Source organism: Serratia sp. X3, from assembly GCF_014982455.1.
Lineage (GTDB): Bacteria > Pseudomonadota > Gammaproteobacteria > Enterobacterales > Enterobacteriaceae > Serratia > Serratia ureilytica.
On the sequence record NZ_JADCNB010000002.1, the window covers coordinates 397,442 to 419,341 of the forward strand.

A 21,900-nucleotide genomic window follows, 5' to 3' on the forward strand; every position below is an offset into this window, starting at 1 on the left:
TCTATGAATGGTGGGTCGTGCAGGATTCGAACCTGCGACCAATTGATTAAAAGTCAACTGCTCTACCAACTGAGCTAACGACCCATAACAGTGGTGGGTGATGACGGGCTCGAACCGCCGACCCCCTCCGTGTAAAGGAGATGCTCTACCAACTGAGCTAATCACCCACTGTTGTGGTTACTGCTACTTCAGAAATTGGTGGGTCGTGCAGGATTCGAACCTGCGACCAATTGATTAAAAGTCAACTGCTCTACCAACTGAGCTAACGACCCAATTTCCCTGCCGCTTTAACATCTTGCAAGATGTCTTGGCAACGGCGGCATATATTACTAATTTATCTTGGCAGCGCAACCTAAATTTTTTACCGATGCGTTCAACTGCTTGTTCTTCACGCGAACGAGCCCAGAAATCGGTCAAATCGACTAACTTCTGGGCTCATTTTTCTAACCGTTAACTGCCTACGCGACTTTTCGCCTGCTTGGCCGCCGCACTGGTTGGGTATTGTTTAATCACCTGCTGGAACACGGCTTTGGCTTTATCAGCCTGCCCTTTTTCCTGCATGATGATACCCACCTTGTACATGGCGTCCGGCGCCTTCGGTGATTTAGCGTAATTCTTCACCACCACCGCAAAATAATAGGCCGCATCGTCTTTTTTACCCTTGTTGTAGAACAACTGGCCCAGCCAATAGTTGGCGTTGGGCTGGTAAGTAGACTTCGGGTACTGTTTTACGAAGGACTGAAAGGCGGAAATCGCCTGGTCATACTGTTTTTTTTCCAGCGCCAGAGAAACAGCGGCGTTGTAGTCGCTGTTCTCATCACCGCCGCTCGGCGTTGCAGAAGCGGCTGCAGGCGCGCTGCTGCCCGCATCGGAAGATGCGCCTGCGGCTGCCCCGCCGGCAGCGCCCGCTGCCGCAGAGGCGCTCTGAGCGCCGCCCTGGCTGAGGCTATCCATCTGTTGATAGATTTGCTTCTGGCGTTCAACGACCTGATTCAACTGATACTGGCTTTCCTGGATTTGCCCACGGAGAGAATCAATGTCGCGTTGATTGTCAGAGAGTTGTTGCTGGAGTTGGTTTAAAAGCTGGCCTTGAGCATTGCTGATGCGCTCAAGCGAGGTGACGCGGTCTTCGACCGAGCCGGAGCCGACATTACTGATTGGCGCTTGGGCAGTAGCGGCCCAAGGGGCCGCTACGCCAACCAGTAACGACAGACTCAACAGGTGACGTCTGAAGTTACTGTTCATGCGATTCTCTTAGTAAACCAGAACGGCACGACGGTTTTTAGCATAAGCCGCTTCGTCGTGGCCCAGTACTGCTGGTTTTTCTTTACCGTAAGAAACGATAGAGATCTGGTCAGCGGAAACGCCTTTACCCTGCAGGTACATTTTAACGGCGTTAGCACGACGCTCACCCAGAGCGATGTTGTATTCCGGCGTGCCGCGTTCGTCAGCGTGGCCTTCAACGGTCACTTTGTAAGACGGGTTGTTACGCAGGAATGCAGCGTGCGCGTCCAGCATCTGAGCGAATTCGGAGCTTACGTCATACTTGTCCAGGCCGAAGTAAACGATGTTGTTCTTCTGCAGTTCTTGCATCTGCAGACGAGCTTGTTCTTCGGAAGACAGGTTGCTGCTGCCGTTTTCCATACCAGTGCCGGCGCCAGCGCCCATACCAGATTGGTCGTTGTTCGCGCTTTTGTTAGAACTACAAGCTGCTACAGCCAGAACTGGCAGTGCCAGCAGAAGCCCTTTCAGCACTTTGTTCAGTTGCATTTCTTTGATCCTTTTATAGTTTGCCATACATATTTACACATGCATCACAGATACGGCGACCAGGCAGGGAATTTGACCTGTCCATCAGTTGCCGGAAGACGCGCTTTGAAACGCCCATCAGTTGACACCAACTGCAGCACGGAGCCCATACCTTGCGTGGAGCTATAGATCACCATGGTGCCGTTTGGCGCAATACTAGGCGTTTCATCCAGGAAGGTGCCGGTCAAAACCTGAACGGCGCCTGATCCAAGATCTTGTTTGGCGATGTGTTGTGCACCACTGTTGGTGCTGACCATCACCAGGAATTTACCATCGGAGCTGACTTCAGAATCCTGGTTCTGAGAGCCTTCCCACGTCAGACGCTGTGCGGCACCGCCGCTGGCGCTGATTTTATAAATCTGCGGACGCCCGCCCTGGTCGGAGGTAAACGCCAGAGACTGACCATCCGGGAACCAGGTCGGTTCGGTGTTGTTGTTGCGGCCATCGGTCAGCTGCGTGATCTGGCCGGAGCCGAGGTTCATCACGTACAGGTTCAGGCTGCCGCTCTTGGACAACGCGAAGGCCAGCTTGCTGCCGTCCGGCGAGAACGCCGGCGCACCGTTGTGGCGCGGGAACGAAGCGATCTGGCGGATGGCGCCGTTAGCCAAGGTTTGCACCACCAGCGCGGAACGGCCGCTCTCGAAGGTCACGTAAGCCAGTTTGCTACCGTCCGGCGACCAGGCCGGCGACATCAGCGGCTCAGGCGAACGGTGCACCGTGAACTGGTTGTAACCGTCGTAATCCGCTACGCGCAGCTCGTACGGGAATTTCCCGCCGTTGGTCTGCACCACGTAGGCGATACGGGTGCGGAACGCGCCCTTGATGCCGGTCAGCTTCTCGAACACTTCGTCGCTGGCGGTATGGGCAGAATAACGCAACCACTGTTTGGTCACTTTATACTGGTTCTGCGCCAATACGGTGCCCGGCGAACCCGAGGTGTCCACCAGCTGGTAGGAGATCAGGTAGCTGCCGTCGGCGCCAGGTTGAACCTGGCCGACAACCACGGCGTCGATGCCCAATGCAGTCCAGGCCGCCGGCGTCACTTCAGACGCGGAGGTGGGTTGCTGCGGCATGCGCGCCACGTCGATCGGGTTGAATTTGCCGCTGTTGCGCAGATCCGCACCGACAATCTTGCCGATATCTTCCGGCGGCGTGCCTGGGCCCGCCCATTTAAACGGCACCACGCCAATCGGACGAGCGGAGTCGACCCCTTGGGTGATTTCAATGCGAACTTCCGCGTGCAACACGGACGCCCACAGAATTAAAAAACCTAGCGCTACTCGAAATGCCTGCTTCATCTCATCTCCCTTATCCAGGCGGGATGCCTGCGATAAATTAGCAGAATTTTAACAAACCAACTTACGTAAAACTACATAATCCCTGTTGGTTACCTTAGTACATCCCTGTGATATCACTCACTCAATCAACCGTTATTGCGGCTTGAATTCAAGTATAGAATTCTTAAAGTGCTGATAAACGGCATCGCTCGGCGGCTTCGGTATATGCGCCAACTTGGCGGCAGACACCGCAGCTTGACACAGAGCAGGATCGCCCCCCGCTGCTTGTACGCTTATCAGCAGGCCGTCCGGCGCCAGCTTGATACGCAGGTCGCAGGTTTTGCCGGCGAACGAACTGGCGTCATAGAACTTGCTCTGAATCGCCCCTTGAATCTGCCCCATATAACCGCTGATATCCGCCCCGCTGGCGCCTGCCGCCTTGGCATTGCCCTGCCCGGCCGGTTTACCATCACCTTTCGATTTGGCACCACCACCTTTCGGCGCGTTCTTGCCGTCCGCCAGGCCACCAAACAGGTCATCAACTTCCGCCGATTGCTTCGCAGCCTCGGCGGCGGCTTTTTTCTTCTCTGCAGCGGCTTTCTTGGCGGCAGCGGCTTTCTCGGCCGCCGCTTTCTTCTCTGCCTCGGCGGCAGCCTTCTTCTCGGCTTCCGCTGCGGCTTTTTTCTCGGCTTCAGCAGCCGCTTTCTTCTCTGCGGCCTCTGCAGCTTTTTGCTCTGCGGCAGCGGCGGCGGCTTTCTTCGCCTCTTCCGCCTGTTTCTTGGCGGCGGCGGCAGCAGCCGCTTCTTTCTTGGCTTCCGCTTCGGCTTTCTTCTGCGCGTCCGCCTGCGCCTTGGCGACCTTGTCCGCTTCGGCCTTCGCCTTGGCGGCGGCGGCTTCGGCGACCTTCTGTTGCTCTTTGGCCTTCGCAGCGGCGGCTTCCGCCGCTTTTTGCTGCTCGGCGGCCTGCTTCTGCTGCTCCGCCGCCTTCTGCTGTTGCTCAGCCTGCGCCTTGGCGTTCTGCGCGGCTTTCTCCTGCGCCGCCAAACGCTCTTTCTCCAGCTCTTTCAGGCGCTGCTGTTGCTCCGCCTGCTTCTGCTGAAGCTCTTCGGCCTGTTGCTCCGCTTTTTTCTGACGCTGCTTCTCGGCACGCTGCGCATCGTTGCTCTGCTGCTGCTGGCGGTTGTACTGCTCCACCACCGCGCCGGGATCGACCATCACCGCGCCCACCACGGTGCCATCACCGCCACCGCCGGCGCCCATGTCGACCTTTTCCTGCAGCGATCCCCAAATCAGCAGGGCAATCAATATGAAGTGCAGAACGACCGAAACAATAACGGCGCGGTTCAGCTTATCGTTTTGCTCAGTTGCCTTTACCAAAATAGATTCCCAAAAACTGGTGTTGCTTATACGGGGTTCCTGGGCCGCAGCGCAGGAACCGGGTTGCCGTTCGCCTTACGGTCAGATCGGCTGGGTCATCAGCCCCACGGAAGCCACGCCCGCCTGATGGAGAATATTCAATGCTTTGATAATCTCATCGTAAGGGACTTCCTTCGCACCGCCGATCAAAAAGACCGTTTTCGGGTTAGCCGCCAAACGCGACTTGGCTTCGGCCGCGACTTGTTCAGGCGGCAGCAGCTCCATACGGTTGTGATCCACCACCAGGGTGTATTGACCTACGCCGGAAACCTCGAGGATCACCGGCGGATTGTCATCGCTGGACACCGTTTTGGAATCGGTGGCGTCCGGCAGGTCAACCTCCACGCTCTGCGTGATGATTGGCGCGGTTGCCATAAAGATCAGCAGCAGCACCAGCAACACGTCGAGCAGCGGAACGATGTTAATTTCGGACTTCAGCTCGCGCCGACTACGTCCACGTACTCTCGCCATGCTACCTCCTACTTATTTGCTGTCGCTGGAGAAGGCCTGACGATGCAGAATAGCGGTGAACTCTTCCATAAAGTTGTCGTAATTCTGCTCAAGCTTGTTGACGCGCTGGTTGAGACGGTTATAGGCCATTACCGCCGGGATGGCGGCGAACAGACCGATCGCGGTGGCGATCAGCGCTTCGGCGATACCCGGCGCCACCATCTGCAGCGTGGCTTGCTTCACCGCGCCCAGCGCGATAAAGGCGTGCATAATCCCCCACACGGTGCCGAACAGGCCGATGTACGGACTGATCGAACCGACGGTGCCGAGGAACGGAATATGGGTTTCCAGCGTTTCCAGCTCGCGGTTCATCGAAATGCGCATCGCACGCGACGCCCCTTCGATCACCGACTCCGGCGCATGGTTGTTGGCGCGGTGCAGGCGGGCGAACTCCTTGAAGCCGGAATGGAAGATCTGCTCGGAACCGGTCAGGCTATCGCGACGCGCCTGACTTTCCTGGTACAGACGGGAAAGCTCGATACCGGACCAGAATTTGTCTTCAAAGGCTTCGGCGTCACGCGTCGCCGCATTGAGGATGCGGGTGCGCTGAATGATGATCGCCCAAGAGGCTACCGAGAAGCATATCAAAATCAACATGATAAGCTTAACCAGCAGGCTCGCCTTCAAGAATAAATCTAGGATGTTCATGTCAGTCACTGCTTAAACTCCGCGACAATAGACTTAGGAAGCGCTCTTGGCTTCATTTGGTGTGGATCAATACAGGCAATCAGGACATCTGCCTGGCTCAGTAGGGCCCCGTCAGAATTGACAATGCGTTGAGCAAACGTGAGAGAAGCCCCGCGCAGAGAGGTGATTTCACTCTGGACCTCCAGTTGCTCGTCGAGACGAGCCGGAGCCAGATAATCCACCGTCATGCGCCGGACGACAAAAGCGACTTGTTCACTGAGCAGCTGCTGTTGATGAAAGTTGTGCTGACGCAGCATCTCTGTGCGCGCTCTTTCAAAAAAGGCGACGTAGCGGGCGTGATAGACCACACCACTGGCATCGGTATCCTCGTAGTAAACGCGAACCGGCCATCGAAACAACGTATTACTCACTCTACTTCCCAGCAATGCAATTTAACGCTGCTACTATACGCAAGACGGATCGGGTTGGGAATGGGTTACAAGATGGGAATGAAAATAATTATGGGCCGTGAGGGCCCATAACGTGGGGACATCGGGGAGATTATAAAGAAACGTAAAGTAATCCTGCGCACAAGATCACAATTGCAGGAAGCGGCGCGAAAAAAGCGCGCCAGACGCTGCGCTGCGGGCGGAATCCGAAGCCGTGGATCACTCCGGCGCATACGGCCCAAATCAGCAACAGCCCTTCCCAAATCTCCAGCGAGCTGGTTTTGGCGGCGAAACGCGTCGGATCCCAGAACACGCACCCCGCCAAAATCAACGCCAGCACCAGGGAAAGGGCCCGAACCGGGCCCTTGTCAGTGACAGCGTACAGCTTGTCAATCACGGACGAGCTCATTACTTACCGTCTTGCTGAGCTTTGGTCGCTTCGCTCTGCTCAAGCGCCAGCGCCGTGATGATGCCGAAGGCGCAGGCAAGAAGCGTTCCGAGAATCCAGGCAAAATACCACATGGTTTAGCTCCTTATCCTTAGTACAGCGAATGCTTGTTGTTTTCGATGTAGTTCTTGTCGAGACGACCGAACATTTTGTAGTACGACCAGCTGGTGTACGCCAAAACGATAGGCACGAAGATCGCCGCCACGACGGTCATCACTTTCAGCGTCAACAGGCTCGACGTCGCGTCCCACATGGTCAGGCTGACGTTAGGCACGGTGCTGGACGGCATCACGAACGGGAACATGGTGACCCCGGCGGTAAGGATGACGCAGGCGATGGTCAGCGACGAGGTGACAAACGCCAGCGCGCCTTTCTCCAGACGCGAGAACAGGATGGTGAACAACGGCAGTACTACGCCCAGTGCAGGCAAGGCCCACAGCAGCGGATACTTGTTGAAGTTGATCAGCCATGCGCCGGCCTGATGCGCCACTTCTTTACGCAGCGGGTTGGATTCCGCCATGGTGTCCAGCGCCGAAGTGATCACGTAGCCGTCGATGCCTTTAACCAGCCACACCCCCGCCAGCAGGAAGCATACCGCCATGATCAGCGTCGCGATCTGCGCTGCGGCGCGTGACCGCAGGTGGATCTCGCCGGTGGTGCGCATCTGCAGGTAGGTCGCGCCCTGAGTGACCAGCATGGTCAGACTGACCACGCCCGCCAACAGACCGAACGGATTCAGCAGCTGGAAGAAGTTGCCGGTGTAGAACAGACGCAGGTACTCGTCCACATGGAACGGCACGCCCTGCAGCAGGTTGCCGAACGCCACGCCGAACACCAACGCAGGCACGAAGGAACCGATGAAGATGCCCCAGTCCCACATGTTGCGCCAGCGGCTGCTCTCGAGCTTGGAACGGTAGTCAAAACCGACCGGGCGGAAGAACAACGCCGCCAGCACCAGGATCATGGCGACGTAGAAGCCCGAGAAGGCCGCTGCGTAGACCATCGGCCAGGCGGCGAACAGCGCGCCGCCGGCGGTGATCAGCCACACCTGGTTACCGTCCCAGTGAGGGGCGATGGAGTTGATCATCACCCGGCGCTCGGTATCGGTTTTACCGATGATGCGCACCAGGATGCCGACGCCCATGTCGAAACCGTCGGTGACGGCGAAGCCGATCAGCAGTACGCCAACCAGCACCCACCAGATAAATCGCAGTACTTCATAGTCAAACATACGTGGACTCCTGTTTAGCGCGCTTCCTGCACGGCGGCAGTCGGTTGTTCAAAGTGGTAGCGGCCGGTTTTCAGGCTGCTTGGACCCAGACGCGCAAACTTGAACATCAGGTACATTTCAGCCACCAGGAACAGGGTGTACAAGCCGCAAATCAGCCCCATCGAGAACAGAATGTCGCCCGCGGTCAGCGAAGAGTTGGCGACTGCGGTCGGCAGCACCTCACCAATCGCCCACGGTTGACGGCCGTATTCCGCCACGAACCAGCCGGCTTCCACCGCGATCCACGGCAGCGGCAGGCCATACAGCGCCGCACGCAACAGCCATTTTTTCTGGCCGATACGACCGCGCACCACGCTCAGGAAGGACAGACCGATAATCAGCAGCATCAGCACGCCACAGGCCACCATGATGCGGAAGGCGAAGTACAGCGGTGCCACGCGTGGAATGGAGTCCTTGGTCGCCTGCTGGATCTGCGCTTCCGTCGCGTCGCTGACGTTCGGGGTATAACGCTTCAGCAGCATGCCGTAGCCCAGGTCTTGCTTGGTTTTGTTGAATTCCGCACGCACCGCAGGATCGGTATTGCCGCCGCGCAGCTCTTCCAGCAGCTGGTAGGCTTTCATGCCGTTGCGGATGCGCACTTCATGTTGCGCCAGCAGATCTTTCAGGCCGGTGACCTGAGTGTCGGTGGAACGCGTGGCGATCAGGCCAAGCGCATACGGGATCTGAATAGAGAAGGAGTTTTCCATCTTGTCCTGATCGGGAATGCCGAACAGGGTGAAGGACGCCGGCGCCGGCTGGGTATCCCACTCCGCTTCGATGGCGGCCAGTTTGGTTTTCTGTACGTCGCCCATTTCGTAACCGGATTCGTCACCCAGCACGATCACCGACAGCACCGCAGCCATGCCGAAGCTGGCGGCGATGGCGAAGGAGCGTTTGGCGAAAGCGATGTCGCGGCCCTTCAGCAGGTAGTAAGCGCTGATGCCCAGCACGAACATGGCGCCGGTGGTGTAGCCTGCAGCCACGGTGTGAACGAATTTCACCTGCGCAACCGGGTTAAGCACCAACTCGGAGAAGCTGACCATCTCCATGCGCATGGTTTCGAAGTTGAAATCCGACGCGATCGGGTTCTGCATCCAGCCGTTGGCGACCAGGATCCACAGCGCGGACAGGTTGGAGCCGAGGGCCACGAACCAGGTTACCGCCATGTGCTGCACCTTGCTCAGACGATCCCAGCCGAAGAAGAACAGGCCGACCAGCGTCGATTCAAGGAAGAACGCCATCAGACCTTCGATAGCCAGTGGGGCCCCGAAGATATCGCCGACGTAATGAGAGAAATATGACCAGTTAGTCCCGAACTGGAACTCCATGGTCAAACCGGTGGCCACACCCAGAGCAAAGTTAATCGCAAATAACTTTCCCCAGAATTTGGTCATGTCTTTATAGATTTGTTTGCCAGACAGGACATATACCGTTTCCATAATTGCCAGCAAGAACGCCATACCGAGCGTTAATGGGACAAATAAGAAATGGTACATCGCCGTTAAAGCAAACTGTAAGCGCGACAGTTCGACAATATCAAACATCTTGACTCCTTGCTCCTCGCAGGAAGACTCCGACACGCGGTTATCGGCACGCTTCTTTCAAAGCCGCCAGTAACGCCCCGCAGTGAATGCCCTTAAACACAACAAATTTGATCCAGCTTCTCCGCTTTCAACCGCACACTCGGCCAATAGCCCGCACGGGCCGTCGACAAGCACGCCACTGAAAACCGACAACGGGTAACAAATGCAACAAGATCAACCATCCATAATCACAACATGGATGATACTCGCCCAATCCCACACAATAAATAGGTTTTTACGTGACGTGGGTTGGACTTTTGGTTACAGGTCAAATCTTAGCCGAAAGAGGTACTTCGGCCTAATTTGATCTGAGACAATTTAAGCCTATCCGCATATTATTTCCATATTCATCAGCACATTTCGCATAATTTTCTTAGGGTCATGTTGCGCAATGGTTTAATTGTTTTTTAATGATATTTTTGTGTTAAATAAATGTAATTCAAAAGAGCCGCCATTGTATTATTACGCACTTATTATGCGACATAATTAACCTTTTATTTCCAATAAGCCGTGACAGTGATAGCAGTCACAAAACAACAAATCTCTCTCCAATATTAGTCTATTTCTCGCAATGGGATCGTAAAGGTTGCGATTTTGTAGCAAAATGACCAATTATGTTAAAATTGCATTGAGTGACAATAACTTATGAAAAAAATCATCTTTGCCTCTGTCTTGGGACTCTCGGGAAACGCCATGGCCGCCGAAACGGTAAATATCACCCTGTTGGGCACCTCCGATCTGCACGGCACTTTCGTGCCCTGGGACTACGCCAGCGACACGGAAAACCTGGCGGGCAGCCTGAGCCAGATAGCCACCCAGGTCAAAAAGGTGCGCGCCGAACAGCCCAACCTGATTCTGGTGGACGCCGGCGACACCATCCAAGGCAACTTCGTCGAAACCTTCAAACAGGAGGCCGTCAGCCCGATGATGCTGGGCCTCAACGCGCTTGACTACGACGTCTGGGTGATGGGCAACCACGAATTCGACTTCGGTCTGCCTGTGCTGGCCACGCCGCTCAAACAGTTCAAGGGGGCGGCGCTCGCAGGCAATATCGTCTGGGACAGCGGCAAACCCTACCTGCCCGCTTACACCATCGTTGAACGCCAGGGCGTGAAGATCGGCATTATCGGCATGGACACGCCGATGACTGCGGAATTCGCCAAGGGCACCGATCGCATCAAAGGGCTGAACTTCACCGATCCGGTACAGGCGGTGAAACAGGTCATCAGGCAGATCGACGGCCAGGTCGACGCGATCGTGCTGGTCGCGCATATGGGCATCGACAACGAGAACCAGCGCCCCGGCACCGGCGTGGCGGACATCGCCAACGCCAACCCGGAGCTGGCGGCGATCGTCGCCGGTCACATGCATGTGAAGATCGACAAAGCGGTGGTGAACGGCGTCATCATCACGGAGCCGGATAAGTACGGTCGCGCGCTGTCACGCATTGACCTGCAATTTGAACGCCGCGATGGCAAATTCACGCTGATCGACAAAAACAGCTACACCTATTCCATCAAGGGGCTGGCGCCAGACAGCGCCATGCAGGCTCTCTACCAGCCGTATCATGACATTTTGCGCGCCAACGCCAACCGAGTCGTGGCGAAACTGAGCGGCAGCGATCTGGTGCCTGCCGACGAGTTTCGCGGCATTCCTCAGGTACACGTTCAGGATACCGGCATCAGTGAGTTATTCCAGCAGGCCGCCCGTCACTATGCACCGCTGGCGCAGGTGATCGCCCTGCAGATCGACAACGATCGCGCCAAACTGGATGTCGGCGACATCAAGGCCAAGGATATCGCCTTTAACTACCAATACGCCGGCGGCGAGATCACCGTTTATCAGCTCAACGGCAAAGCGCTTAAACGCTACATGGAGTGGTCTGCCGATTATTTCAACCAGCTGCAGCCGGGCGACGTCACCTACAGCTTTAACCCGGCACGGCGCTCGTCCAAATATTCCACCAACGATTTCTTCGACGGCGTCACTTACACCATCGATCTGCGTCAACCGGCCGGTTCACGCATCGTCAGTCTGCACCTGGCAGACGGCACGCCGGTCACCGACGACATGCCGATCCGCCTGGGCATGAACAGTTACCGTATGGGCCACCTGACGCAGAAGGGTGGCGCGCTGGAGGGGCAATCCTTCCCGGTGCTGTTCGACAGCAAAGCGCAATACGGTGAAGAAGAAGGCACCATTCGCAACCTGACTCTGCGCTACCTGACGGAAGTGAAACACGGCCAGTATCAGAGCGTGCCGCCGCAGCGCTGGAAGCTGGTCGGCATGGCGGGATACGAACCGCAGCGAGCGATAGTCAAACGGCTGCTCAATGATGGCGTCATCCAGGTGCCGACCACCGACGACGGGCGCTACACCAACGTCGCCTCGATCAACGTCAAAGACGCGCTGTTCAACAATGCCGACGATTACCGCACCGCCCTCACCTCGTTGGAGCAACAGCGGCAAACCGCCACGGATCCGGTGCGGCAGCGCCGCCTGCAGGATCGGATCGCGTTGATCAAGGCGCTTAACGACTTCTGATCTTCACCCATAAAAAAGGCCACCCAATGGGTGGCCAAACATGTCGAGATAGTGTTATTTCGTACTCAATGCTTAGCGCTTCAGCACCGCTTTTACCGCGTCGCCGATGTCCGCCAGGCTGCGAACGGTTTTCACGCCCGCCGCTTCCAGCGCAGCAAACTTCTCGTCCGCGGTGCCTTTTCCGCCTGCGATGATGGCGCCCGCGTGGCCCATGCGTTTGCCTTTCGGCGCGGTCACGCCGGCGATGTAACCCACGACCGGTTTGGTGACGTGTTCTTTGATGTAAGCTGCCGCTTCCTCTTCAGCGCTGCCGCCGATCTCACCGATCATCACGATCGCTTCGGTCTGCGGATCCTGCTGGAACATCTTCAGGATATCGATGAAGTTGGAGCCCGGGATCGGGTCGCCGCCGATGCCCACGCAGGTGGACTGGCCCAGACCGGCATCGGTGGTTTGTTTCACCGCTTCATAGGTCAGGGTACCGGAGCGGGACACGATACCCACTTTGCCCGGCAGGTGGATGTGGCCAGGCATGATACCGATTTTGCACTCGCCCGGGGTGATCACGCCTGGGCAGTTCGGCCCGATCATGCGCACGCCGGCTTCGTCCAGTTTCACTTTCACGGTCAGCATGTCCAGAGTCGGGATGCCTTCGGTGATGGTGATGATCAGTTTGATGCCGGCATCGATCGCTTCCAGGATGGAGTCTTTGCAGAACGGCGCTGGAACGTAGATGACAGAGGCCGTCGCGCCGGTCGCTTCAACCGCTTCACGCACGGTGTTGAACACCGGCAGACCCAGGTGCTGAGTGCCGCCTTTGCCCGGGGTGACGCCGCCAACCATTTTGGTGCCGTAAGCGATGGCTTGTTCGGAGTGGAAAGTCCCCTGGCTACCGGTGAAGCCCTGGCAAATTACTTTGGTGTTTTTATCGATTAAGATGGACATTATTTACCCTCCACTGCTGCAACAACTTGCTGAGCCGCATCAGTCAGGCTGGTCGCAGCAATGATATTCAGGCCGCTGTCCGCCAGTTTCTTGGCGCCCAGTTCGGCATTGTTCCCTTCCAGGCGCACCACGACCGGGACGTTAACGCCCACTTCAGCCACTGCGCCGATGATGCCGTCGGCGATCAGATCGCAACGTACGATACCACCGAAGATGTTAACCAGAACCGCTTTCACCTTGTCGTCGGACAGGATGATTTTGAACGCTTCGGTCACGCGCTCTTTGGTCGCGCCGCCGCCAACGTCCAGGAAGTTGGCCGGTTCGCCGCCGTGCAGTTTAACGATGTCCATGGTGCCCATCGCCAGACCGGCGCCGTTCACCATGCAGCCGATGTTGCCGTCGAGGGCAACGTAGTTCAGCTCCCACTGAGCCGCGCGGGATTCACGCTCGTCTTCCTGCGAAGGGTCACGCATTTCACGCAGTTCAGGCTGACGGAACAGGGCGTTGCCGTCGGCGCCCAGTTTGCCGTCCAGGCACACCAGATCGCCCTGCTTGGTGATCACCAGCGGGTTGATCTCAACCATCGCCAGGTCACGCTCCAGGAACAGCGTCGCCAGACCCATGAAGATCTTGGCGAACTGGCTGACTTGCTTGCCGGTCAGGCCCAGTTTGAAGGCCAGCTCACGGCCCTGATAAGGCTGTGGACCCGCCAGCGGATCGATGGTCATTTTGTGGATCAGTTCCGGGGTTTCTTCCGCCACTTTTTCGATTTCCACGCCGCCTTCGGTAGACGCCATGAATACGATGCGGCGGGTCGCGCGGTCTACAACGGCGCCCAGATACAGCTCTTTATCGATGTCGGTCGCCGCTTCTACCAGGATCTGGTTAACCGGCTGGCCCAGCGCGTCAGTCTGGTAAGTCACCAGACGTTTGCCCAACCAGGCTTCCGCGAAGGCACGGATATCTTCTTTGCTGTTGACGACTTTAACGCCGCCCGCTTTACCGCGGCCGCCAGCATGAACCTGACATTTCACCACCCACGGGCCGGAGCCGATTTTGGATGCGGCTTCTTCTGCTTCACGCGGAGTGGTACAGGCGTAACCGGTTGGTGCCGGCATGCCATACCGAGCAAACAGCTGTTTTGCCTGATATTCGTGTAAATTCATGATGTTCTATCCATTCAGTTCTGAAGGTTTTTAGCCGGACCATTATTACGCGGTAACCGCATGGTTTTCCGGCCACATAGCACAGAGTGCGGGCGCGGCATGCCGCGCCCGGCAAGGGTTACTAGACGTCCAGCAGCAGACGAGCCGGATCTTCCAGCATCTCTTTGACCGTCACCAGATAACCGACGGATTCTTTACCGTCGATCAGGCGGTGGTCATAAGACAGCGCCAGATACATCATCGGCTGGATCACCACCTGACCATTGACCGCCATTGGGCGATCTTTGATGGCGTGCATGCCCAGGATGGCGCTCTGCGGCGGGTTGATGATCGGGGTGGACATCAGGGAGCCGAATACGCCGCCGTTGGTAATGGTGAAGTTACCGCCGGTCAGCTCTTCCACGGTCAGTTTGCCGTCGCGGCCCTTAACGGCCAGCTCTTTGATTTTCTTCTCGATGTCAGCCATGCTCATGGCGTCCACATCGCGCAGTACCGGCGTCACCAGGCCGCGCGGAGTAGAAACCGCGATGCTGATGTCGAAGTAGTTGTGGTAAACCACGTCGGAACCGTCGATCGACGCGTTCACTTCCGGGAAACGCTTCAGCGCTTCAACCACCGCCTTGATGTAGAAGGACATGAAGCCCAGACGCACGCCGTGGCGTTTCTCGAAGGCTTCGCCGTACTGCTTGCGCAGGTCCATGATCGGCTGCATGTTGATTTCGTTGAAGGTGGTCAACATCGCGGTGCTGTTTTTCGCCTCCAGCAGACGCTCGGCGACGCGTTTGCGCAGGCGGGTCATCGGCACGCGTTTTTCGCTGCGGCCAGCCAGAGCAGGCTGCGGCGCGGCTTCAGCGGCGGCTGGTTTGGCAGCGGCGCCGCCTTTGGCCAGGTGCGCTTCCACGTCTTCACGCGTAATGCGGCCACCCACGCCGGTGCCTTTGATGGCGCCGGCATCGAGATCGTGTTCAGCAATCAGGCGGCGAATCGCCGGGCTGAGCGCGTCATTGCTTTCTTCTTCCAGGCTCGCGGTCGCGCGCTGTGCAGGCGTGGCTTCTTTCTCCTGGCTCTTCTCAGCGGTCGGCTTGCCGGAGCTGTCGCCCGGACGGATGCGGCCGAGCAGCTGGCGAGACAGTACGGTCGCGCCCTCTTCTTCCACGATAGCATCGAGAATACCCGCTTCACTGGCCGGCACTTCCAACACCACTTTGTCGGTTTCGATTTCAACCAGGACTTCGTCACGCTGAACGCTGTCGCCCGGTTTCTTGTGCCAGGTGGCTACGGTCGCATCGGCAACCGATTCAGGAAGGTCAGGAACCAGAATATCTACGCTACTCATTTAGCTTTCCCTTAAGTTTTTTATCATCTGCTTGCCGGCCCCTCGGCCGGCAAGCGAGCGAACATTAGTCAATATTCAGCGCATCATTCACCAGAGCCTGCTGCTGCTTCTGGTGTACGGACATATAACCCACCGCCGGAGAGGCGGAGGCCGGACGTCCTGCGTAACGTAAAGAAGCCCCGAACGGCACCACCTCACGGAAGTTGTGTTGGCTGCAGTACCAGGCGCCCTGGTTCAGAGGCTCTTCCTGACACCAGACGAAGTCATGCACGTGCGAGTATTGCTCCAGCACGGCCTGAACGGCCTGATGCGGGAACGGATACAGCTGCTCGATGCGCACGATGGCCACGTCTTTCTGCTCGTTCTTGCGACGCTGTTCCAGCAGGTCGTAGTAAACCTTGCCGGAGCACAGCACGACGCGCTTGACCGCTTTCGGATCCAAGTCGTCGATCTCGCCGATCGCCGGCAGGAAGGTGCCGTTGGCCAGCTCGTCCAGCGAAGAGACCGCCAGCGGGTGACGCAGCAGCGACTTCGGCGACATCACCACCAGCGGACGGCGCATACCGCGCAGCGCCTGACGACGCAGCATATGGTAAACCTGCGCCGGCGTGGACGGGACACACACCTGCATGTTCTGCTCAGCGCACAGCTGCAGATAACGTTCCAGACGCGCGGAGGAGTGCTCAGGGCCCTGGCCTTCATAACCGTGCGGCAGCAGCATCACTAGGCCGCACATACGGCCCCATTTTTGCTCGCCGGAGCTGATGAACTGGTCGATAACAACCTGCGCACCGTTGGCGAAGTCACCGAACTGCGCTTCCCAGATGGTCAGCGTGCGCGGTTCCGCCGTGGCGTAGCCGTATTCGAACGCCAGCACCGCCTCTTCAGACAGCACGGAGTCCCAGACCTTGAATTCGCCCTGGCCGCTGTGGATATTCGCCAGCGGAACATAGACCGAACCGTTTTTCTGGTTGTGCACCACCGCGTGACGGTGGAAGAAGGTGCCGCGGCCGGCGTCTTCGCCGGAGATGCGGATGGGAATGCCTTCATCCGCCATGGTGGCGTAGGCCAGCGTTTCGGCGGCGCCCCAGTCGAACGGCTTGTTGCCTGCGGCCATCTCGGCGCGGTCAGCGTAGATTTTCGCCACGCGCGACTGCATTTCGATCGCTTCCGGCACGGTGCTGATGCGGCGGCCCAGTTCCTGCAGACGCTTCATCTCAACCTTGCTCGGGTACTCTTCGTCCCACTCGTGGTTCAGGTACGGCGACCAGGTGAAGGAGTGCAGGTTCATCGGTCGCCACTCTTCAACCACGCAATCGCCGCGGTCGAGCGCGTCGCGGTACAGGTTGACCATTTCCGTGGCATCTTCCAGGCTGGCCACTTTCTGCTCGGTCAGAACGTCAGCGTAGATTTTGCGCGGCGTAGGGTGTTTCTTGATCTTCTGATACATCACCGGCTGGGTGGCGCTCGGCTCATCGGCCTCGTTGTGCCCATGGCGACGGTAGCAGACCAGATCGATCATCACGTCACGCTTAAAGGTGTTACGGAAATCCAACGCCAGGCGAGTGACGAAGGCTACGGCTTCCGGATCGTCCGCGTTAACGTGGAAGATCGGCGCCTGAACCATTTTGGCGATGTCGGTGCAATATTCGGTAGAGCGCGCATCCAGCGGGTTGGAGGTGGTGAAGCCAACCTGGTTGTTGATAACGATGCGCACGGTGCCGCCCACTTCGTAGCCGCGAGCCTGAGACATGTTCAGGGTTTCCTGAACCACGCCCTGGCCGGTAATGGCGGCGTCGCCGTGGATGGTGATCGGCAGCACCATGTTGCTGCGCGCTTCGTCCAGACGATCGCGACGGGCGCGAACCGACCCCATGACCACCGGGCTGACGATCTCCAGGTGCGACGGGTTGAACGCCAGCGCCAGGTGAACCATGCCGCCTTCGGTTTCCACGTCGGAGGAGAAGCCCTGGTGATATTTCACGTCACCGGTGCCGAGGTGTTCTTTATGCTTGCCGGCGAATTCGTCGAACAGATCGGCCGGCTTTTTGCCCAGCACGTTGATCAGCACGTTCAGACGGCCGCGGTGGGCCATGCCCAACACCACTTCGCGCGTGCCGTTCTTACCGGCGTGGCGCACCATCTCTTTGAGCATCGGCACCAACGCGTCGCCGCCTTCCAGCGAGAAGCGTTTGGCACCCGGGAATTTGGCGCCCAGGTAACGTTCCAGGCCTTCCGCCGCGGTCAGCTCGTTCAGGAAACGGCGTTTTTCGTCGGCGGTAAAGCTGGCGCGCCCCACCACCGACTCGATGCGCTGCTGGATCCAGCGTTTCTCTTCGGTGTTGGTGATGTGCATGTACTCAGCGCCGATCGAACCGCAGTAGGTCTGCTTCAGCGCGGCGTACAGATCGCCCAGCTTCATGGTTTCTTTGCCGATGGCGAAAGAGCCCACGTTGAAAGTTTCCTGGAAATCGGCTTCGGTCAGGTTGTGATATGCGGGATCAAGGTCAGGAACTTGCTCGCGCTGCCACAGGCCGAGCGGATCGAGGTTGGCATGCTGATGCCCGCGGAAGCGGAAGGCATTGATCAGCTGCAGTACCTTGACCTGTTTGGCGTCGGTTTCCGGATCGGTGATGGTGGTGTTGTAGCGCGCGGAGTCTTTCGCCAGGCGGCGGAAGTAATCGCGCGTTTGAGAGTGAAGCTGATCGGGTTTGACACCCGCGGTTGGTAGCTGTTGAAAAATGGAACGCCAGCTATCTTCAACGGAACCCGGATCGGTTAAGAAGTCTTCATAGAGCTGCTCTATGTAAGACTGGTTCGCGCCCGCCAGATAGGAGGAATCCAGCCAGGCCTTCATTGCGCCGTTCTGCATCATGATCCCTTAAGCTTTGAAGCTTTAGTTTTCGCCGTGGTTAACATAATTACCGTGATGAATACGGTTTGCCGTAAAACGGTTCACTCGACGTACTTGCGGCCATGTCGGCCCGATACGTTCTGTTATGGACCTTGCGGTCCCTTACAAGGAACCTCTAAAAACCGGCGGAAGAACCAGGCTGCATAGCGCCGCAGCCGCGGGTCAGTTTTTAGAGGTTCCCTCCCCTATGGGATGTGCGCCGGAAAAGAGCCCGGCGCAGCATCTCATTCCGTTTATGCGCCGCGTTGCAGCAGCATGGACTTGATATGCCCGATCGCACGCGTCGGGTTCAAGCCTTTAGGACATACACTGACACAATTCATAATGCTATGGCAGCGGAAAACACTAAAAGCGTCGTCCAGATCATCTAAACGTTCTTGCGTTTCCGTGTCACGGCTGTCGATCAGGAAGCGATACGCCGCCAACAGACCGGCAGGCCCGATGAACTTGTCCGGGTTCCACCAGAACGATGGGCAAGAGGTCGAGCAGCAGGCGCACAGGATGCACTCGTACAGACCGTCCAGCTTGGCGCGCTGCTCCGGCGACTGCAGGTGCTCGCGCGCCGGCGGGTTCTTGCCGTCGTTCAGCAGGTAAGGCTTGATCTTTTCATACTGGGTGTAGAACTGACCCATATCCACCACCAGATCGCGCACCACCGGCAGGCCCGGCAGCGGACGGATCACGATCTTGCCGTTGCCTTTGCGCAGCGACGAAACCGGGGTGATGCACGCCAGGCCGTTTTTACCGTTCATGTTCAGGCCGTCGGAACCGCACACGCCTTCGCGGCATGAGCGACGGAACGACAGGGTCGGGTCTTTTTCTTTCAGCTGGATCAACGCATCCAGCAGCATCATGTCACGGCCTTCTTCCGCTTCCAGGGTGTAGTCCTGCATGTGCGGCGCGTCGTCGACATCCGGATTGTAGCGATAAATGGAAAATTCGAGTTTCATCTGTCGATCTCCGCAATTAGTAAGAACGCACTTTCGGCGGGAATGCCGGGCGCAGCTTCGGTTGCATGTTCACTTCACGACGCGTCATGCTTTCCGATTGCGGCAGATACAGCGAATGGCACAGCCAGTTGGCGTCATCGCGTTCCGGGTAGTCGAAGCGGCTGTGCGCGCCACGGCTCTCGGTACGGAAGTTGGCCGACACGGCGGTGGAATACGCGGTCTCCATCAGGTTATCCAACTCCAGGCACTCGATGCGCTGGGTGTTGAACTCGCTGGAGGTATCGTCCAGGCGTGCGTTCTTCAGACGTTCACGGATCACTTTCAGTTCTTCCAGGCCCTTGGCCATCGCATCGCCTTCGCGGAATACCGAGAAGTTGTGCTGCATGCAAGACTGCAGCGCTTTGCGAATTTCGACCGGATCTTCGCCGGAACGGGTGTTGTTCCAGCGGTTCAGACGATCAAGCGAAGCTTCCACGTCGGAGTCGCTGGCGTCACGGCTCACGCCCTGCTCTTCCAACGATTCCTGCAGGTGCATGCCGGCGGAACGGCCGAACACCACCAGGTCCAGCAGCGAGTTGCCGCCCAGACGGTTGGCGCCGTGCACCGATACGCAGGCGATTTCGCCCACGGCGAACAGCCCCGGGATCACCACGTCTTCGCCTTTCTCGTTCACGGTCAGCGCCTGACCGGTCACCTTGGTCGGAATGCCGCCCATCATATAGTGACAGGTTGGGATAACCGGGATCGGCTCTTTCACCGGATCGACGTGCGCGAAGGTGCGGGACAGCTCCAGAATGCCCGGCAGACGGGATTCCAGCACCTCTTTGCCCAGGTGATCCAGCTTCAGCTTGGCGTGCGGGCCCCAAGGACCGTCGCAGCCGCGGCCTTCGCGGATTTCGATCATGATCGAACGGGCAACCACGTCGCGGCCCGCCAGATCTTTGGCGTTCGGTGCATAACGCTCCATGAAGCGCTCGCCGTGTTTGTTCAACAGGTAACCGCCTTCGCCGCGGCAGCCTTCGGTCACCAGCACGCCCGCGCCGGCGATGCCGGTCGGGTGGAACTGCCACATTTCCATGTCCTGCACCGGCACGCCGGCGCGCAGCGCCATGCCGACACCGTCGCCGGTGTTGATGTGGGCGTTGGTGGTGGACTGGTAAATGCGGCCTGCGCCGCCGGTCGCCAGCACGGTGGCCTTGGCTTTGAAGTAAACCACTTCACCGGTTTCGATGCAGATAGCCGTGGTGCCGACCACCGCGCCGTCCTGGTTTTTCACCAGATCGAGCGCATACCACTCGGAGAAAATGGTGGTGTGGTTTTTCAGGTTCTGTTGGTACAGGGTGTGCAGCAGCGCGTGGCCGGTACGGTCGGCTGCGGCGGCGGTACGCGCCGCCTGCTCGCCGCCGAAGTTCAGCGACTGGCCGCCGAACGGGCGCTGATAGATGCGGCCGTCGTCCAGGCGAGAGAACGGCAGGCCCATGTGTTCCAGTTCCAGAATCGCTTCCGGGCCGGTTTTACACATATATTCGATGGCGTCCTGGTCACCGATATAGTCGGAACCTTTCACCGTGTCGTACATATGCCATTCCCAGTTGTCCTCGTGGCTGTTGCCCAGCGCGACGGTGATACCGCCCTGGGCGGAGACGGTATGGGAACGGGTCGGGAAAACTTTGGACAGCAGGGCACAGGTCGAGCCCGCTTGGGAAATTTGCAGCGCGGCACGCATGCCCGCACCGCCGGCGCCGATTACGACGGCATCAAACTCTCTGACTGGCAGTTTCATTTAAGCACCCCACACTACGATTGTTCCGTACAGTAAATAGACCAGCAACGCGACCACGACAGCCAGCTGCAACACCAGGCGAACCGCCAGCGGCTTGACGTAGTCCGTCAGCACCTGCCACAGCCCGATCCAGGCGTGAACCAGAATCGACAGCAAGGTCAGCAGAGTGAACACTTTCGTAATGGAAGTGGCGAAGAAACCGCGCCAGATGTCATAAGTGAGTTCCGGAGCCGTGACGAAAAAGCCCAGGATATACAGGACGTACAGGGTGATGATGATAGCGGAAGCACGCAGCAGCAGCCAATCGTGCACGCCGTTGCGCCCTAATGCAGAAACGTTGTTTACCATACGAGGACTCCAGCCAGAACTGACAGCACGACGGTCAGACCGATCGCCACCTGGGCGGAACGGGTGCCGGCGGCCAAACTCTCTTCGATGTAGCCAAAATCCATTAACAAGTGACGGATGCCACCGCAAATGTGATAGGCCAGCGCCGTGAGGATGCCCCAGAATATGAATTTGACGATGAAGCTATTCATGATGGCGGCCGCCTGCAGGAACCCCTCTTGGGAAGAGAGTGACAGGCCCAGCAGCCAGAGGAGGATACCCACGGCAACGAAGGTAATTACGCCAGAGACTCGGTGTAAGATAGACGCTATCGCAGTTACGGGGAACCGGATCGTTTGCAGATCCAAGTTGACAGGTCGTTGTTTTTTCACGTATTTGCCCACACAGCTCTTATTATTTTCCTTCCTCCGGGCCTGGGCGGGGATCAGACAGCGTTAAGAGCCTAAAACCCTTACACGTCACGCGCTCAAACATCAACATCCTCTGTGCTCAAACGGCGCGCATTTATAACGCTGGGTGCTCCTA

At 57.8% G+C, this 21,900-nt stretch carries 20 protein-coding genes and 3 tRNA genes; 1 reads left to right on the forward strand and 22 read right to left on the reverse strand.

Going from position 1 to position 21,900, the window contains the following annotated elements; all coding sequences use genetic code 11:
• Positions 1-8: 8 nt before the first annotated feature.
• From IMX17_RS12235 to cydA, 14 genes are all read right to left on the reverse strand, one after another.
• A tRNA-Lys gene (locus tag IMX17_RS12235) sits at positions 9-84 on the reverse strand.
• A 7-nt stretch (positions 85-91) separates the two neighbouring features.
• Positions 92-167 (reverse strand) — tRNA-Val (locus IMX17_RS12240).
• 29 nt (positions 168-196) lie between these two features.
• Positions 197-272: transfer RNA gene (locus IMX17_RS12245), tRNA-Lys, on the reverse strand.
• A 178-nt stretch (positions 273-450) separates the two neighbouring features.
• Positions 451-1,245 carry a cell division protein CpoB gene (gene cpoB, locus IMX17_RS12250; RefSeq protein ID WP_182264960.1) on the reverse strand — a complete coding sequence of 265 codons (795 nt, stop codon included), beginning with the start codon at positions 1,243-1,245 and terminating at the stop codon, positions 451-453.
• A gap of 9 nt (positions 1,246-1,254) precedes the next feature.
• Positions 1,255-1,770, reverse strand: coding sequence for a peptidoglycan-associated lipoprotein Pal (gene pal / locus IMX17_RS12255; RefSeq protein WP_004939853.1), 516 nt, complete (start codon positions 1,768-1,770; stop codon positions 1,255-1,257).
• 44 nt (positions 1,771-1,814) lie between these two features.
• Positions 1,815-3,107 carry a Tol-Pal system beta propeller repeat protein TolB gene (gene tolB, locus IMX17_RS12260; protein ID WP_004939856.1) on the reverse strand — a complete coding sequence of 431 codons (1,293 nt, stop codon included), beginning with the start codon at positions 3,105-3,107 and terminating at the stop codon, positions 1,815-1,817.
• Between the two features lie 132 nt (positions 3,108-3,239).
• Entirely contained in the window at positions 3,240-4,463 is a 1,224-nt protein-coding gene (gene tolA / locus IMX17_RS12265) for a cell envelope integrity protein TolA (protein ID WP_193549807.1), read from the reverse strand.
• Between the two features lie 81 nt (positions 4,464-4,544).
• Positions 4,545-4,973 carry a colicin uptake protein TolR gene (tolR, locus tag IMX17_RS12270; RefSeq protein ID WP_004939859.1) on the reverse strand — a complete coding sequence of 143 codons (429 nt, stop codon included), beginning with the start codon at positions 4,971-4,973 and terminating at the stop codon, positions 4,545-4,547.
• A 12-nt stretch (positions 4,974-4,985) separates the two neighbouring features.
• Positions 4,986-5,669 carry a Tol-Pal system protein TolQ gene (tolQ, locus tag IMX17_RS12275; protein WP_004939862.1) on the reverse strand — a complete coding sequence of 228 codons (684 nt, stop codon included), beginning with the start codon at positions 5,667-5,669 and terminating at the stop codon, positions 4,986-4,988.
• Complete coding sequence (gene ybgC, locus IMX17_RS12280; RefSeq protein WP_004939863.1) at positions 5,666-6,070, reverse strand: tol-pal system-associated acyl-CoA thioesterase; 405 nt, start codon at positions 6,068-6,070, stop codon at positions 5,666-5,668. Before ybgC ends, tolQ begins: the two co-directional genes overlap by 4 nt.
• Before the next feature lie 130 nt (positions 6,071-6,200).
• Entirely contained in the window at positions 6,201-6,497 is a 297-nt protein-coding gene (gene ybgE, locus IMX17_RS12285) for a cyd operon protein YbgE (RefSeq protein WP_004939866.1), read from the reverse strand.
• Positions 6,497-6,610 carry a cytochrome bd-I oxidase subunit CydX gene (gene cydX / locus IMX17_RS12290; RefSeq protein WP_004939868.1) on the reverse strand — a complete coding sequence of 38 codons (114 nt, stop codon included), beginning with the start codon at positions 6,608-6,610 and terminating at the stop codon, positions 6,497-6,499. The genes ybgE and cydX overlap by 1 nt, the downstream gene beginning before the upstream one ends.
• Positions 6,611-6,627: 17 nt before the next feature.
• Positions 6,628-7,767, reverse strand: a complete 1,140-nt coding sequence (cydB, locus tag IMX17_RS12295) for a cytochrome d ubiquinol oxidase subunit II (protein ID WP_015376980.1) — start codon at positions 7,765-7,767, stop codon at positions 6,628-6,630.
• A 14-nt stretch (positions 7,768-7,781) separates the two neighbouring features.
• Entirely contained in the window at positions 7,782-9,350 is a 1,569-nt protein-coding gene (gene cydA, locus IMX17_RS12300; RefSeq protein WP_004939873.1) for a cytochrome ubiquinol oxidase subunit I, read from the reverse strand.
• A 684-nt stretch (positions 9,351-10,034) separates the two neighbouring features.
• On the opposite strand from cydA, the gene IMX17_RS12305 reads away from it, so the two are divergent.
• Positions 10,035-11,933: a bifunctional UDP-sugar hydrolase/5'-nucleotidase gene (locus IMX17_RS12305; RefSeq protein WP_182264962.1), complete on the forward strand. Its 1,899-nt coding sequence runs from the start codon at positions 10,035-10,037 to the stop codon at positions 11,931-11,933.
• A gap of 72 nt (positions 11,934-12,005) precedes the next feature.
• Here IMX17_RS12305 and sucD read toward each other — a convergent pair whose 3' ends face one another.
• The 8 genes from sucD to sdhC form a co-directional block, all read right to left on the reverse strand.
• The gene (gene sucD, locus IMX17_RS12310; RefSeq protein ID WP_004939878.1) at positions 12,006-12,878 is read right to left on the reverse strand and encodes a succinate--CoA ligase subunit alpha; all 873 of its coding nucleotides are present in this window, start codon (positions 12,876-12,878) and stop codon (positions 12,006-12,008) included.
• A complete protein-coding gene (gene sucC / locus IMX17_RS12315; RefSeq protein ID WP_015376978.1) occupies positions 12,878-14,044 on the reverse strand; it encodes an ADP-forming succinate--CoA ligase subunit beta in 1,167 nt (388 codons plus the stop codon). Before sucC ends, sucD begins: the two co-directional genes overlap by 1 nt.
• Before the next feature lie 121 nt (positions 14,045-14,165).
• Entirely contained in the window at positions 14,166-15,380 is a 1,215-nt protein-coding gene (odhB, locus tag IMX17_RS12320) for a 2-oxoglutarate dehydrogenase complex dihydrolipoyllysine-residue succinyltransferase (protein ID WP_033642197.1), read from the reverse strand.
• A gap of 64 nt (positions 15,381-15,444) precedes the next feature.
• The gene (gene sucA / locus IMX17_RS12325) at positions 15,445-18,252 is read right to left on the reverse strand and encodes a 2-oxoglutarate dehydrogenase E1 component (protein ID WP_182264963.1); all 2,808 of its coding nucleotides are present in this window, start codon (positions 18,250-18,252) and stop codon (positions 15,445-15,447) included.
• A gap of 275 nt (positions 18,253-18,527) precedes the next feature.
• Positions 18,528-19,244: a succinate dehydrogenase iron-sulfur subunit gene (locus tag IMX17_RS12330; protein WP_015376975.1), complete on the reverse strand. Its 717-nt coding sequence runs from the start codon at positions 19,242-19,244 to the stop codon at positions 18,528-18,530.
• Positions 19,245-19,260: 16 nt separating this feature from the next.
• Positions 19,261-21,027, reverse strand: coding sequence for a succinate dehydrogenase flavoprotein subunit (gene sdhA / locus IMX17_RS12335; RefSeq protein ID WP_015376974.1), 1,767 nt, complete (start codon positions 21,025-21,027; stop codon positions 19,261-19,263).
• Positions 21,028-21,375: a succinate dehydrogenase membrane anchor subunit gene (gene sdhD, locus IMX17_RS12340; protein ID WP_004939891.1), complete on the reverse strand. Its 348-nt coding sequence runs from the start codon at positions 21,373-21,375 to the stop codon at positions 21,028-21,030.
• Positions 21,369-21,758 (reverse strand): succinate dehydrogenase cytochrome b556 subunit, encoded by a 390-nt coding sequence (sdhC, locus tag IMX17_RS12345; protein WP_004939893.1) that lies wholly within the window; start codon positions 21,756-21,758, stop codon positions 21,369-21,371. The genes sdhD and sdhC overlap by 7 nt, the downstream gene beginning before the upstream one ends.
• Positions 21,759-21,900: the final 142 nt, after the last annotated feature.